Consider the following 14,026-nt stretch of genomic DNA (forward strand, 5'->3'; position numbering starts at 1 on the left):
GTGGCCGGCAACGATTTCATCTGGCGGTTCACTCCCAGCCGTACCGAACCGCGCCTGCTCGAAGAGATCTTCGTCCAACGGGAGTCACTGTTGGCCGATCTTCTCGAACGCATCTCCGAGAGCGTACTGACAGACAATAAGCATCAGATTCTTTTGATTGGACCTCGCGGGATCGGTAAGACGCACCTGATTGCCTTGATGCACCACCGGGTCACGCAGGACCCTGCGCTCTCGGATAAGGTCCGGATCGCCTGGCTACTTGAAGATGAAACGATTACGTCGTTCGTTCAACTGATGAAGCGGTTCTATGAACTCCTCGCCGAAGAGTACCCGGCCGAATTCCCCCTGAATTGGCTCGAAGATCTTCTTGATCTTCCCCCGGCCAGGATTCTCAAAGCCCTGGAAACGACCTTGGTCGACAAGTTTCGCGACAAGGTGCTCCTGCTCTTTGTCGAGAACCTCGACCTCATTTTCGAGGGCCTGGGTGATGAGGGCCAGAAGAAGTGGCGAGCTTTCTTGCAGACCCATCCGTTTATGAGCGTGGTGGCGACCTCGCAACGAATCTTCAGGAGCATTCAGAGTCGCGAACAGCCTTTTTTCGGCTTCTTCGCAACCAACCACCTTCAACCTCTGCACACTTCCGATGCCGTTGAGCTTCTGCGCCGGATCGGACGACATCGTGAGCAGGCCGATCTGGTCGAGTTTCTGGCGACTCCCGAAGGACGCTCCCGCGTTCGCGCGCTCCACCACATTGCGGGGGGCAACCACCGAATCTCTATCGTTATGTCTGGGTTCCTCACGCGCGAGTCGCTCGACGATCTGGTGGAGCCGTTTGAAAGGATGGCCGACGCGATGACGCCCTACTATCAGGAGCGGATGCGTTGGCTCTCCGCGCAACAGCGTCAGATCGTCGAGTATCTTTGCAGTCGAGAGGACACCTGTACGCCCAAGGAGATTGCACGGCACCTACTAGCGGCTGAGAATACGGTGAGCAGTCAGCTCAACAAACTCTTGAAACTCGGCTACGTCCTCCGAAGTCCACGTGGTCGCGAGTCACTCTACGAGTTGGCCGAACCGTTGATGCGGTTGGCCAGCGAGGTCAAAGAGAAACGGCGTAAGCCCCTCCGCCTGCTCGTTAACTTCCTTCGCATTTGGTATCGCCCTGAGGTTCTCCCGCAGCTTCTTGTGAAAGCCGGCACGTTCGATCTGACTTATCAGTACGAGGAATTCCAAAATCCTGAAGCTGCGCTCGCGTGTTACGACAAGTTTTTGGAGACCGATCCGCAGAACGAAACCGCCTTGACCCTTAAGGGAAATCTACTCAGCAGGCTTGGCCGGCACGAAGCCGCATTTCATTGCTATGAACAAGGCTTGGAGTTCGGCTCGGCAGAACAAAGGCACGGTTTCTCTCGTTGCGAGCCGATGTTCGCCTTACGGTGTTGGGAGCGAGGTTTCGAGGCATTGGCGGAAGCCTTTGACCGGTTTCCTGGTGATAGAAATCATGATGTGGAGATGATCATCGATTTGATGATGAGGCTGAGCGAAGGGGCTGAGGAGCTTCAACAGCATGTGTCCAGACTGATCGCGATCTATTGCGAAGCGGATGCGCTGGATTTTCTTGGCTCCGGGCTCCTGCGCAGTCTCAGACGAATTGATGTCGGTCGAATAGGTCTGGAGACGCTGAAGAACTGGCGGGAAGCCTGGTTGAAGTGGGGAGGCGGCCACCCGGAGCTAGGAATTCCCCTGAGGATCTTTCGAGTTGGTATCGAATATTTTCTCCAGGGCGACGAAAAGGTCCTCCTTGACCTGGTGACGCCCGAACGCACGATCCTCCGTCAGCTACTCATGCTTTCGCGAAGTAATCTTGCTGAGGAATAGGTCTTTAATCGGCCATTCCTTGACGGCGTTGGCGGCCTGATGGATCAACGGGTCGATTGTGACGGCTGCGCTTTTGCCATTGGATCCGGTGTCGGAGTTGAAGAGGACGGCCCAGGTCAGGCCGTCGTGGCGGCGGACCAGGAGAGATGCCGAGCCGTCGAGGTAGCCGCCGTGCCAGGTGTTCATGCCGCCGCCGGGCTGGTCGGTTCGGACGTTCCAGCCGCAGGCGTAGTAGACGGTGGTCGGGGTGCCGTCGGCCTTGTGGCCGGCGCGGCCTTCGGGGCGGGTGAACATGGTTTGAATGCTGGACTCGTTGAGGATCGTGCCGAACTGAGGGGCGTCGAAGGCGGAGGCGAAGCGGACCAGAGCGGGGGCCGAGGCGAGCCAGGCGCCGTGGGCGTCCATCGCTTCGAGGTACCAGCCGCCGTAGGGCATGGCGATCGGCTCGCCGAGGGATGGGCCGAGGACGGCCGGTCCTTGCTTCTTTTTGCGGGACTCGCCCATGACGTAGCGCACCTCGCCAGGGGCACGCTCTTCGATCAAGGTTTTGCCGATTCGCATGGAATCGATCGCGAGCGGCTCGAGGATCTCCTTGCGGACGTAGGCTTCATAGGGCATGCCTGAAACTTGTTCGATGATTCGTCCGAGCAGGCAGTAGCCGTAGTTGGAGTAACTGTTGCGCTCGCCCGGGGCGAAGTCGAGCGGGCGCGACCACATGGCTGTGATGACCTGCCAGGAGGTGGCGGGGGGCATGGTCCCCAGCTCGTTGGCGAATTTCACCGAGCGGAACATCGGGTCGAACGACTTGTCGCGGTCCCAGCCTCCGCGATGCTGGAGCAGGTGGCGAACCGTCACGTCCTTCAGGCGAGGGTCGCCCGGCGGCACGGGCTTTCCCTCGTGTCGGACGTCGAGGAGGTCGACGAGAGGGGCGTCGAGTTTGAGCTTGCCCCGCTCGATGAGCTGGAGGACGGCGGCGGCGGTGATCGGCTTCGAGATGCTGGCGATCCGGAAGAGCGAATCGGGCTCGACGGGCGTCTTCGCCTCGACGTCGCCGAGGCCGAAGCCGCGTGCATAGACCAACTGCCCGTTCCGGGCCACGGCCAAGGAGGCTCCCGGCAGCTTGTTCTCGGTCAGGAACTTGGTCATCAGGCGGTCGAAGCTTGCTAACCGCACGTCGGCAATTCCGGTGGCGACGACCAGGGGCTCTGTTGCCGGCGCGTGGTTGTTCTCCGGCTCGTGGGCTGACGCCAGCGACGCGAGGAGGCTCGCGGCCATTGTGACGACGGGCCACAGCAACGGGTGCGGCACTCGCATTGAGATGACCTCACGTTATGATGGGAACGAAACGGGCAGGGCTATAGGAGGGAGTCGAGTTCGGCGCGGAGAGCGGCGCCGAGCTCGGGGCGGGCCATGGCGACGAAGGCGATCTTGCCGTGGAGCCAGGCGAGGAAGTTGGGGTGGCCGTCGCGGTTCTGGCTTGCCAGTCCTTCGGACTTCGCCCGATGGAGGATGGCGCGGAGCCGGCGGACCTCGGCGCGGCGGACGCCGGGGCGGTCGTTGACGACCAGGCCCGTGACTGTCTGGGCGGTCGCCTGGCGGAGGACTCGGCTTTTCGCCTCGTTGACGGCGAAGCCTTCTTCGCCGGCGATGTGCCGGAGCCGGGCCATCAGGTAGCCGACCTTCGCTTCGAGCGTGGCGTCGCCGGAGAGGGTCAGGTCGTCGGCGTAGCGCGTATAGGAGAGGTCGAACTTGCGGGCCAGGCCGCTGAGCCGGCGGTCGAGCCGGATCGCCACCTGGTTGGAGAGGCCGGGGCTGGTGCAGGCTCCTTGCGGGAGGCCGCGTGGGCCGGTGGCGACGTGGTATGTCGTCCCGCCGTAGACGACGGTGCGGCGGGGGCATTCGGTGGTCAGCAAGGCGAGGATCGTGGCGACGGCCGGCGAGTAGCCGAGCTTGCGGAAGACGCGGCGGACGCGGGGGAAGCCGATGCTCGGGAAGAAGGCTTCGAGGTCCATGTTCACGACGACGGCGCGGCGGCAGTGGGCCTCGGCGTTGCTGACGATGCTCCGGCCGGCGACGAAGCCGTGGGCGGCCGATTCGACCGGCAGCTTGGCAACGATCTCCTGGAAAATCCAGCGCTGGGCTTCGGCCAGCGTCCGGTGCGGTGCGGAGAGGGTTCGCAGGCCGCCGCTCTTCTTCGGGACCGTGAACTGGACGTAATGAGTTCGCGTGGCCGCCTCGGTGTGAAAGGCGAGCCAGCGGAGCTTCGAGATGGACAGGCTGAGGGCGGCTGCCAGGTCGGCCGGCGTGCTCAGCAAGGGGAGGCCAGCCCCGGTCAGGGCGTCGAGATCGCTCTGGCGGTCGTTCAGGCCCGCGCTGACGCCTCGGCCGAGGAAGACGATGTCCGTTGCCTTGCGATGGGCGACCTGGTCGATGCGTTCTTGCTTGCGCTGGGCGGCCTCGGCTTTTTTGCGGGCCTTCAAGAGCACGCGGGCCTCGCGGTCGGCCGCGACGGCCGCTGCCCCGTCAACGGCCGCCCGGCTCTCGATCGCGGCCAGCGACGGCCTGATCTGATCCATCCGGGCGCCGACGTCGTGGATCTCGTGAAGTTGCGTGGGGGAGAGCAAGCCTTGAGTTACCATCGCCCGATCGATCAGGTTCGTTCGGGGGTCGTCGGTCGGCGGGATCAGGTCGCGTCGGCCGAACCAGGGGTTGCCGAACCGGTCGATCCCCTTGGCGGTCTTCTTGATCTCTTCCCGGCTGATCGGCAGGTAGGCGTTGGCTTCGAGACCGAGCGACGATTTGCCGTTGCCTTTGCCCTGGTTCGTCGCCGTTGACTGGACGTCGGCCGTGACGGCGAAGTAGGGATCGGCGGTAGCGTCGGGCAATAGGGCCGGGGCGGTCGTCTCGGCCGTTTTTCCGAACGCCTCGGTGAGGGTCGCTGCGATGGCGTCCGGAGTGGTTGGTGGCTCCGGGGCTGGAGCGGGAGCCGGAGTAGGCCGAGGCTGGCTCGCCGATCGCGCAGGGGGTTCGTAGCCGAAGAGGAACCGGAGGAGGCGATGGAAAAGATTCATGTCGCCGGCCGAGGGATTCGGGGTAGGAAGGACGGGGACGGGCCGTTGCCCGACTTCGAAGCGACGACCAAGGGTGTTCACCGAGGCCCGGGGCTGTAGCCGTACGCCGGGAACAACGGTTGACTCAGCCCGGCGTACGGCTACGGCCCCGGGCCAAAAGAACAACACTCTTGGGGAAGCAGTCTCGGGGGCAGAGTCGACCACGGCGGAACGCCGCAGCATGCTGGTCTCGGGCCCCGGCCCGCCTCGTCCTTGGAGGCCACTTTGCCGAGCCGGGCCCAGGATGTCAACAAAAAAGAGGGGGTAAATTTCGCATTTATGAATGCTTGTGGGACGTTGGTGTGGAATCAGATCCCCAGCGCGGCGAACCAGGCGTCGAGTGAGCGGAGTGGCTGGGCCGTGCGGGAGCCGTCGCGGAGTGCCTGCAAGTGCCGGCAGGGTCCCCGGCGCAGGCCGCCGGTGAAGTGGTGCGAGCAGGTGCATTTACCCCGGAGCATTCGGCCGTCGGCGTCGAGCAGGAGCGAGACGGGCCGGTCGGGGACTTCCCCTTCGAGGATCCTCAGTCCGTCGTCGCGGCGATCGTCGCGGGTGACCTTGACTTTGCCGTGGGAGACGAGCTCGCGCGCGGCGGCCGTCTCGGCGTTCTCGGGCCCGATCGCGTCGAGGGCGAGGGCCACCGGCATAATCTGCCGCCAGCGATAGAGGCCGGCGTGCAGGTCGTGGATCAACTGGCCCATCAGGGCGAGCCGGTTCAGGCCGGCGGCGACGTAGGCGGGGGCCGCGCCGGTGCGCTGGCGGATCTGGTCGAAGGTCTTCGCCGGGCTGTCCTCGAAGGCGGCCGCGATGTCCCCCAGGAGCGCATCGCTCGGCTCGGCGGGGGGGGCGAGCTGGTCGAGGGCCCCGGAGCCGGTCCAGTCGTTGGCCGTCCAGCCGGAGAGGCCCAGGAGCAGGCGCATTTCGCCCATCCGGACCGACCAGAAGCTCGGCAGGCCGTTGCCGAGCAGGTAGACCTCCGCCTCGTCCATCAAGGGGAGCAGGCGCGCGAGGAGCCGGAGCCGGTCGCGGCCCCAGACCCGGATCACTTCGGACCGAGGGCCGTCGTAGGGGAGAGAGTGGAGCACGATCCGCCGCTCCCAGGGCTCCAGGACGATCGCCACGGGCTGCCCTGGGATCAACTCGAAGCGGACGGCCCGAGGGCTCCGCGACGCCCGGTGCCGCTTCAGGAAGGCGAGGACGCTGTACAGCCCTTCGCGACTGATCGCGACCCGGCGCATCGGCAGGCTCATGGCCGCCTGGATCTGCATGAACCCACGGAGCCAGCTTGGCGGCAGGTCGATCTTTTCTTCGCGATAGCCCGGTCCTTCGCCGGCCTTTACCTCGATCCCCCCCGGATCGACCAGGAATCGCGTCTCGCGGTAGCTTCGGAGCGTCTGGAAGTGCTCGTAGAGTGACCACGAGTAGTCGACGTTCGTGGTCCCGAGGGCGACGTCACGCTCCCCGGAGAAGGCGCCACGGTCGACGGTGAGGCAGCCGTAGCTGCTCTCGTCGACGCTGAAGCACTCGAAGAAGAGGCAGTCGGGGGCGACCGTGACGACCGGGTCGCAGGGGACCAGGAGCCGCCAGAGCTCGGGGTCGTGGCGGCTCAGGTAGTTCGAGTATTTCTGGCGAGCGCCCCAGTACTGGTTGCGCAGCCGGCGATAGTCCGTCTCGAACGCGGCGATGGCGGCGGGGTCGACGCCGGTCGATTCCTTGAGGATCGCCGTCCTGGTGCGCGAGGTGGCCGTGCGGCGGATCTCCGCCTCACGCTGATTTCGCTCGGCCAGGTAGTTCTCGTAGGCGGAGTTGTCCTTGGCGTGGTAGCGGTGGTCGCTGACGACGACGTCGTGAAGCGCTCCGATCGCCTCGCGGAACCGGAGCGGCTGGAGAAAGGCGGCGTCGAAGGCGACCCGGTCGCGGCGGAGGTTCGGGGCCAGCGAGACGGCCAGGCCGCCCGGGCTCGAGACGATGGCGCTACGGCCTCGGTAGGCGAGAGTCAGGTTCATCGAGACTCCTTCGATTGGTTCCGCGATGGACCTGGCTTGGCGGTCGTCAGTTGCAACTCCGGAAAGGCCTGGCTGACGAGTGCGGCCGATGCCTCGTCATGCTCGGCCAGGCGGACGACGGCCGAGAGCCCGGCCTGCCACTCCGGCCCGCGCACCGAGCGGAGCGCGACGGCCAGCAAGGGGAGCAGGCGGGGCAGGTCGCCGGGATGGGCCTCGGCCTGGCGGAACAGTTGCCGGACGACTTGCGGCTTGGCGCGGTGGCCGCGATGGATGTTCAGGAGGACCGAGGCCCAGAGCAGGCGGAGTAGGTCGGGGTCGAGCCGCCCTGGTTTCAGGTGGACCGCGTCCCCCTGCCGGGTCCGCTCGTCGAGGGCGGCGACCAGGGCGAGCCGGATGTCGTCGTAGGGACTTTCCAGCAGACGCTGCCAGATGGCGACATCGTCGCGAGCCGTCGCGTCCGACTCGAGCCACCGCCACCCCTCCGCGCGGACGTCCTCATGCCGGCTGTCGAGCCACTGGAGGATCCAGTCGGGCTTCAACCCGGGGGAGTTCGCCAGGGTCTGTCGCAGCCAGCCGAGAATTTCGCCACGGAGCGGGTCGGCCCCGGCCTCGAGCAGATCGAGGAGGGTTCGGCACTCGCTTTCGTCGTGTGGTGTCTTGGTGCGGAGCCAGTCCAGGCCGAGCCTGGCGACGGGCAAGGGGCGAGCGCTTGCCAGGCGGACGGCCTCGGCCAGGGTGACCTGATCGGGCCTGACGAGCCGCTCGACCAGGCCGGCGAGGATGTCGAGGGCGGCCGGGCTGGCGGTTTCGAGCAGGGTGAGCCATCGCGACGCGGGGACGTCGGCCAGGCGTGGGTCGTCGCGGATCAGGTCGGCGGCGAGCCCGACCACCTCCGGGTCGTCGTCCTCCAGCAAGGCCAGCCGTTCTTCGAGCGGAAAGACGGCCAGGATCGCCGTTGGGTTGCGGCGGATCGTGCGGATCGCCCAGCCACGCACCGGGCGGCAGCGGCCGAGGACGAGCAGGTCGACGAAGGCGCGTGGCTGGGATGCCCAGAGCGCCTTGTATCGAGGGGCCGGCTCCAACTCGGCCAGCGAGTGCCCCGGCGCCACCCGCCATCCCCGTTCATCGGGGACGATGGCGGGGGAGAATCGGAACAGGATATGAGTCAGGCTCCAATTGTCGATCAGGGCCAGGCCGTTGGCGACGTCGGCGTCGCGGTACTGGAGAAGGGCTTCCTTGACGGCCGGGAGGTAACGCTCAGGGGCGTTGCGGCCCAACCGGCGGAAGTAACGCCAGACGCGGCGGCGAAGGTAGTGCCGCGTGGCGACCGAGAAGAGCCGGTAACGCGCCAGGCCGTTGCGTTGCGCTGCGGGGAACGGCTCCCCTTGGCGGAATTGGCGCGGGTCGAGCTTGAGCGCGAACACCCAGTCGGGGACCGCGAAGGTCTGGTAGCGGCCGAGCTTCGGGTTCCAGGAATAGGGATCGTACGTTTCCTTCAGGGCACCGCGAGGCATCGTGGTGTCGCGTGGGGAGATCAAGCAAGGCTCGGTCCAACGCCCCGAGACCTGGTAGCGCTGGCGCCAGTTCCGCCAGACGCTGACCGACTCGTACCCGCGATCACGCCAGGAGTCGGTCAGGGCATTGGCGTCGGATTCGTTGTCGACCTCCTGCGTCTCGAAGCGGACCTGCTTCCCCACGGCCCGCCGGATCGAGCGGTCGAAGGCGACGAGGAACCGGGCCATCAGTGCGTCGTCACCCGCAGCTTCCGCCAGCTTGAACAGACGCTTGACCAACGCCTCGTGCCGATAGGCGTTCAGCGGGCGGTCGAGGTAGTCGAACAGAAGGCGGCGCGCCTCGGGCCGGCGATCGGCGAACCAACGCGGGGCGAAGGTCGCGAGGACCTCCGCGTCGTAGAACGCGCGCAGGGCCTCGACGAACGCGGGGTCGCCCCGCTCGAAGAGCTCCTGGACCATGAGCCAGTCGCCCGCGTTTCCGCCTGTTTTTTGGGCCATCGCCGTCCCCATCCTGCGTCGGCCGCATCTTTTTTTCGGTTCGCGGCGCACATTGAGACCTGCTTCAAGGAACTTAGAGATAGAGGTCGAGCCGGCCTGAGTCAAGTGCTCTGGTTTGAAAGTGGGCTGGTGAAATCGCTTCGTCCCCGTTCACACGGACTCCATCGGGCTGGCCGTCCTGGTAGAATCAGAAACTTGTCAGAGGGGCCGCCCCAAGGCGCCGGCGTTGCGATGCCGAGCGCTGACTCCCCCCAAGATAAAAAAAGAGGGACGACACCACCCATGCTCGCCAACGTCCAGAACGCCTTGGAGCAACTCTGGTCGCACAAGATGCGGTCCATCCTGACCGTGCTTGGGATCGTGATTGCCGTGACCTCGACGATCACGGTCGTGGGCGTGATTCAGGGGTTTACGGGCTATGTGTCCGAGTTCCTCCAGGGGCTCGGGACCAACGCGATGTGGGTCTGGCCCCAACGCCCTGCCGGGGAGGCGGGGAAGCGGCTTGGGCGGATCGAACTCGACGAGCGGGACCTGGCGGCCGTCGAGGCCGGGTGCTCGGCGCTTCGGCGGATTTCTCCGCTGATCCGGCGGCCGACGGTCGCCGTGCGGTACGGTCGCGAGGAACTCTCCATTCCGCTGGAGGGGACGGCGGCCGAATACCACGCCATCCGCAACTTCCCGGTCGGTTCGGGGAGGCCGTTCGCCGTGGTTGACGTCGAGCGGGCCCACCACGTCTGTGTCGTCGGCCGTGAGGTGCTCCGCAAGCTGAACGTCGACGAGGGGCTGGTCGGCCAGACGATCCTGCTCGACGGCCAGCGGTTCCGGGTGATCGGCGTGCTCGAGGAGAAGGGGAGTTTTCTCGGGGACAACCAGGACAACATCATCCTGATCCCGTACACGATCGCGCTGAAGATGTACCCGGCCTCGCGGCATAAGCTTGCGTTCACCGCGCAGGCGGTCTCGGAGCAGGGGGTTCCCGAGGCCCGTTCGCAGATCGTCAACTTGCTCCGCCGCCGACACGGCCTGGCCGCGTTTCAACCGAATGACTTCAACGTTATGACCCAGGACGAGATCCTCGAGACGTTCAACAACCTGAGCCTGGTCGCGACCGCCGTGCTGGCCGGGATCGTCGGCATCTCGCTGCTGGTCGGCGGCATCGGGATCATGAACGTGATGCTCGTGAGCGTGACCGAGCGGACCCGTGAGATCGGTCTCCGCAAGGCCGTTGGCGCCCGGCGTCGCGACGTTTTGGTCCAGTTCTTGACCGAGGCGGTGACCCTCAGCGTCGCGGGGGGCGGCCTCGGGATTGCCTTGGGGCATGCCTTCTGCGCGATCGCGAGCCTTCACCCCCAGATGGTCGACGTGGTCGTTCCCTGGTGGGCCGTTGTCCTCGGCTTCGGGATTTCGGGGAGTACCGGCGTCGTCTTCGGACTCGTCCCGGCCGTCAAGGCGGCGCTCCTGAACCCGATCGATGCCCTGCGGCACGAGTGAGGCGTCTTCGGCGGCTCTCCTCGGGGCTGCATCGACACTGGCATCGGAAGGTTTTCCAGGGGTTTCGATCGAATGCGGACATACCTCCTGCGAACGCGGGCGACCCGCCCACGGTCCCAGGAGGGGAGGAGGGAGCGGTCTCTGTTTGCAGCCCCGAAGGGGCGACCGTTTCTAGCCAGGGGTGAAACCCTTGTCCTTACCAAGAACGTTTGCGCAGTAATGCTACTCCAAGCGAAGGTCCAGCTCAGCCCCCTGAACCATCGCTTGGAGCTTCATCCATCCCCTCCAGATCGTTTGCCATCCCGGCTCACCGTCCCCCTTCCGTCCCAGGAATCCCCCGAGTTTCGCCAACTCCCGAAAAAACTGATACGCTCCCCATGGCAACACCTCAGTCGCTCGCCGAAACGCGCGGAGCACGGCCACATATTTTGGCGGGGCAACTTCGATCGCCGGCCGCTCCGGTTCCGATCGGGCGATCCCTTTCAACTGCAAGAGCCGTACCGCCACCACTGACAGCAGGCCCGTCAGCGCCTCCAGCCGATGGCTCGCCTTGAGTTGATGATCGGCTACACTGCAACCCGATTTCAACGCTTTGTGCCATTCTTCGATCAGCCATCTCTTTTCATAATAGGAAATGATCTGCAACGCATCCTCCAGGCAGGCCACTTCTAGAGAAGTGTACAGCACCCATTCGATCGGTTCTTTGACCGAGGCGGGCGGATCGATCTCACGCACACACACCACGTATTGCGCAATCGGTTGCGGATCGAGACCCTTCAGCGAGTCCGCGGGCTGCCGCGGTACGAGCATCGTCGCCCGCACGAACGTGACGGTGAGCTTGGCGGTTCGCGCCGACAATCCGGGACGAGCCCGCAGCTTGAGCGTGAAGCAACCCGCTTGCGGTGCCGATTCGAGTTCCTCCTGCAACGGGCGTTCGAGACCATCGGCACCCTGAACGCGTCGATGCAGGCTCTTGACCCGTCCGACCCAATCGACGCCCTGACGCTGGGCGCGGCAATAGACCTCGAAATCGTCGGATCCACGGTCCATGACGTGAACCCAGCGTGTGTTTTGGGGCGGGGAACCGATCAGTTCGATGAGTTTTCCCCAGACCTCCGACTCGCGATCGCGTTTGCGGCGTTGCGTCCGACTCTCCCCCTTGGGAACCGGTTTGCGATGAAAGAGAATTTGGCCTGCGAGGCCGTAGACGACCTCGTCCTTGTGGGAGACCATCAATCCGGAGTGGATCATGAAGCCCTGACCCGTGCCCGTACCAACGGGCCCCACGCCTTGAATCTGTCGGGTGCATCCGAAATCAATCTCGGTGGTGTCGTCAAGGATCAGGGCCATCTCGGGGCTGGTTTCCCGGATCGAACGCCAATGCGGCTCGGCAATCGCCCGGAAGTTGACGGCCGAGGAGTCGAGCAGGCGATAAGCGGCCCTGAGGTCGTCCCAATTGCCCGTCGCTTTCGGAAGACTGGCCGAGGAATCCACGGCGATTTGCGTGGCGAGTCGGATCAGCCGCGTTTCTCGGCGTTTGTCGCCCAGATCGGCACCGGCGAAATTGGCTTGGGCCCAAGCCTCAGGGTCGGTCAGTGTGGGACTCATGATGAGCATCCGAGCAAGCCAGGGTACCTTGACCCGGGCCGTCAGACCGGCGGGTGGGTCAAGAGAAGCATTGACTATGCCAGATTGCCCGAAAAAAGCAGGGGGGAAACCCTGGATTCTGTACGAATGTTCTTGGTAAGGATAAGGGTGAAACCCCTGGAAGAGACGCGACAAATGAGCGCTTCGCAGCCCCGAAGGGGCGACCGTCTGAATGAGCCTAACGCCTCTAACGGTCGCCCCTTCGGGGCTGCGATTCATGCTCATTTGAGTTTATCCTATTTCCAGGGGTTTCACCCCTGGCTATTCACGGTCGCCCCTTCGGGGCTGCAGGAAATCGGCCTTGGGTATGACCCGTACCACTCAGCCCCTCTTGTTTTCTACGGTTCGAAGCTGACCTCGTGATAGTCGAGTGCCCACTCCTTCATGTGCCGGACCCGGACCGGCCGGATCCGGTAGAGGAGGAACTGTGGGTTGTCGATTGACCCGAGGTATTGGCGGAGGAGGGGGTTGGCGTCCCAGATCGACTGGAGCAGTTCGCGCTCGGTGACCACTTCGGCCAGGCCCGTGATCCGGACCTGGTCGTGGTGATCGTCGAGGTAGCAGAGCTCGACATTGGGGTTGGCCGCGATCTCGGTCGTTTTGTGGTAGCTCCGCAGGTTCGCCACGTAGACGGTGAAGCCAACCGTCCGGACCGGCGAGACGGGCCGGACCCGAGGCTGGTCGCCGTCGATCGTCGCCAGCATCGGGAAGCGGGCCGCCTTGATGACGCCCAGGGCCAGTTCCACCAGTTGCTTGGGGTCGATCGGTTCCGGGGTTGGCTTGGTCATTGCCGGAGGTCTCCCTCGGGGTTATCTATCAGCGGGACCTGTAGCCGTTGGGATGGGTGGAGTGCCACTTCCAGGCCGAGGCGATGACGTCGGCGATCTTGGGGTAGCGGGGGGACCAGCCCAGGTCGCGCTGGAGGGCGTCGGAGGAGGCGACGAGCGCTGGCGGGTCGCCGGGGCGGCGGGGGAACTCGACCGCCGGGATCGGCCGCCCTGTGATTTGCAAGGCGGCGTCCAGCACGCCTCGGACGCTGGCACCCACCCCCGTCCCCACATTGTAGGTCAGGCCCCGGCCCGGTTCGATCTTCGCCAGGGCGCGCACGTGGGCGTCGGCCAGGTCTTCCACGTGGATGTAGTCGCGAATGCAGGTGCCGTCGGGGGTGGGGTAGTTGGTGCCGAAAATCGAGAGGCTCTCGCGCTGGCCGAGCGCGACCTGGAGGATGATCGGGATCAGGTGGGTCTCGGGGGTGTGGTCCTCGCCGATCGTCGCGTCGCTCGAGGCGCCGCAGGCGTTGAAGTAGCGCAGGACCGCGTAGCCGAGGCCGTAGGCGTGCGCGTAGTCGGCCAGTGCCCGCTCGATGGCGAGCTTGGTGAAGCCGTAGGGATTGATCGGCCGGGTCGGGCTCTCCTCGGAGATCGGCACGACGTCGGGGACCCCGTAGACGGCGGCGGTGCTCGAGAAGACGATGCGGGTCACCCCCGCCGCGAGCATTGCGTCGAGCAGGTTGAGCGTGCCGACCACGTTGTTGCGGTAGTATTTCGCCGGGTCCGCGACGCTCTCGGGGACCGAAGCAAAGGCCGCGAAGTGCATCACCGCGTCGATGTCCCGGCCGCGCAGCGCGTCGTCGAGCGCGGCCCGGTCGAGCAGGTCGCCCCGGATCAGGCGATCCCCCCGCGCCGCCTCGGCGTGCCCCTGGCTCAGGTTGTCGAAGACCCAGACCTGCTGACCGGCCTTTTCCAGCTCGCGGACCGTGTGACTGCCGATATAGCCTGCGCCGCCAACGACAAGAATCGCCATGAATTCATCCCGGGGCCAGAGTGCGGGAACGGATCGGATCAGATCCCGTCGAACTTGAACGAAGCGTCGCGATCGATTGAAT

General features: G+C 65.2%; 9 protein-coding genes. 2 read left to right on the plus strand and 7 right to left on the minus strand.

The window, feature by feature from the left end:
- Complete coding sequence (locus tag SINAC_RS21525) at nucleotides 1-1,878, plus strand: ArsR family transcriptional regulator (RefSeq protein ID WP_015247703.1); 1,878 nt, start codon at nucleotides 1-3, stop codon at nucleotides 1,876-1,878.
- Here SINAC_RS21525 and SINAC_RS21530 read toward each other — a convergent pair.
- The 4 genes from SINAC_RS21530 to SINAC_RS21545 all read right to left on the minus strand — a co-directional run bounded on the left by SINAC_RS21530 (nucleotide 1,840) and on the right by SINAC_RS21545 (nucleotide 9,003).
- On the minus strand, nucleotides 1,840-3,192 hold the full coding sequence (locus SINAC_RS21530) for a serine hydrolase domain-containing protein (protein WP_015247704.1): 1,353 nt from the start codon (nucleotides 3,190-3,192) through the stop codon (nucleotides 1,840-1,842). The two genes, SINAC_RS21525 and SINAC_RS21530, sit on opposite strands and share 39 nt — an antisense overlap.
- Nucleotides 3,193-3,233: 41 nt before the next feature.
- Entirely contained in the window at nucleotides 3,234-4,949 is a 1,716-nt protein-coding gene (locus SINAC_RS21535) for a reverse transcriptase family protein (RefSeq protein WP_044147244.1), read from the minus strand.
- Nucleotides 4,950-5,296: 347 nt separating this feature from the next.
- Nucleotides 5,297-6,991 (minus strand): hypothetical protein, encoded by a 1,695-nt coding sequence (locus tag SINAC_RS21540; RefSeq protein ID WP_015247706.1) that lies wholly within the window; start codon nucleotides 6,989-6,991, stop codon nucleotides 5,297-5,299.
- Nucleotides 6,988-9,003, minus strand: coding sequence for a hypothetical protein (locus tag SINAC_RS21545; protein WP_015247707.1), 2,016 nt, complete (start codon nucleotides 9,001-9,003; stop codon nucleotides 6,988-6,990). Before SINAC_RS21545 ends, SINAC_RS21540 begins: the two co-directional genes overlap by 4 nt.
- Before the next feature lie 282 nt (nucleotides 9,004-9,285).
- Here SINAC_RS21545 and SINAC_RS21550 point away from each other — a divergent pair, with 282 nt between their 5' ends.
- Nucleotides 9,286-10,494, plus strand: coding sequence for an ABC transporter permease (locus SINAC_RS21550; protein WP_015247708.1), 1,209 nt, complete (start codon nucleotides 9,286-9,288; stop codon nucleotides 10,492-10,494).
- 222 nt (nucleotides 10,495-10,716) lie between these two features.
- Here SINAC_RS21550 and SINAC_RS21555 read toward each other — a convergent pair whose 3' ends face one another.
- The 3 genes from SINAC_RS21555 to galE form a co-directional block, all read right to left on the minus strand.
- On the minus strand, nucleotides 10,717-12,102 hold the full coding sequence (locus SINAC_RS21555) for an IS4 family transposase (RefSeq protein WP_015250457.1): 1,386 nt from the start codon (nucleotides 12,100-12,102) through the stop codon (nucleotides 10,717-10,719).
- Nucleotides 12,103-12,479: 377 nt separating this feature from the next.
- Complete coding sequence (locus SINAC_RS21560) at nucleotides 12,480-12,929, minus strand: pyridoxamine 5'-phosphate oxidase family protein (RefSeq protein ID WP_015247710.1); 450 nt, start codon at nucleotides 12,927-12,929, stop codon at nucleotides 12,480-12,482.
- A 28-nt stretch (nucleotides 12,930-12,957) separates the two neighbouring features.
- On the minus strand, nucleotides 12,958-13,944 hold the full coding sequence (gene galE, locus SINAC_RS21565; RefSeq protein WP_015247711.1) for a UDP-glucose 4-epimerase GalE: 987 nt from the start codon (nucleotides 13,942-13,944) through the stop codon (nucleotides 12,958-12,960).
- Nucleotides 13,945-14,026 lie beyond the last annotated feature (82 nt).

The organism is Singulisphaera acidiphila DSM 18658 (genome assembly GCF_000242455.2).
Taxonomy (GTDB): Bacteria; Planctomycetota; Planctomycetia; order Isosphaerales; family Isosphaeraceae; genus Singulisphaera; species Singulisphaera acidiphila.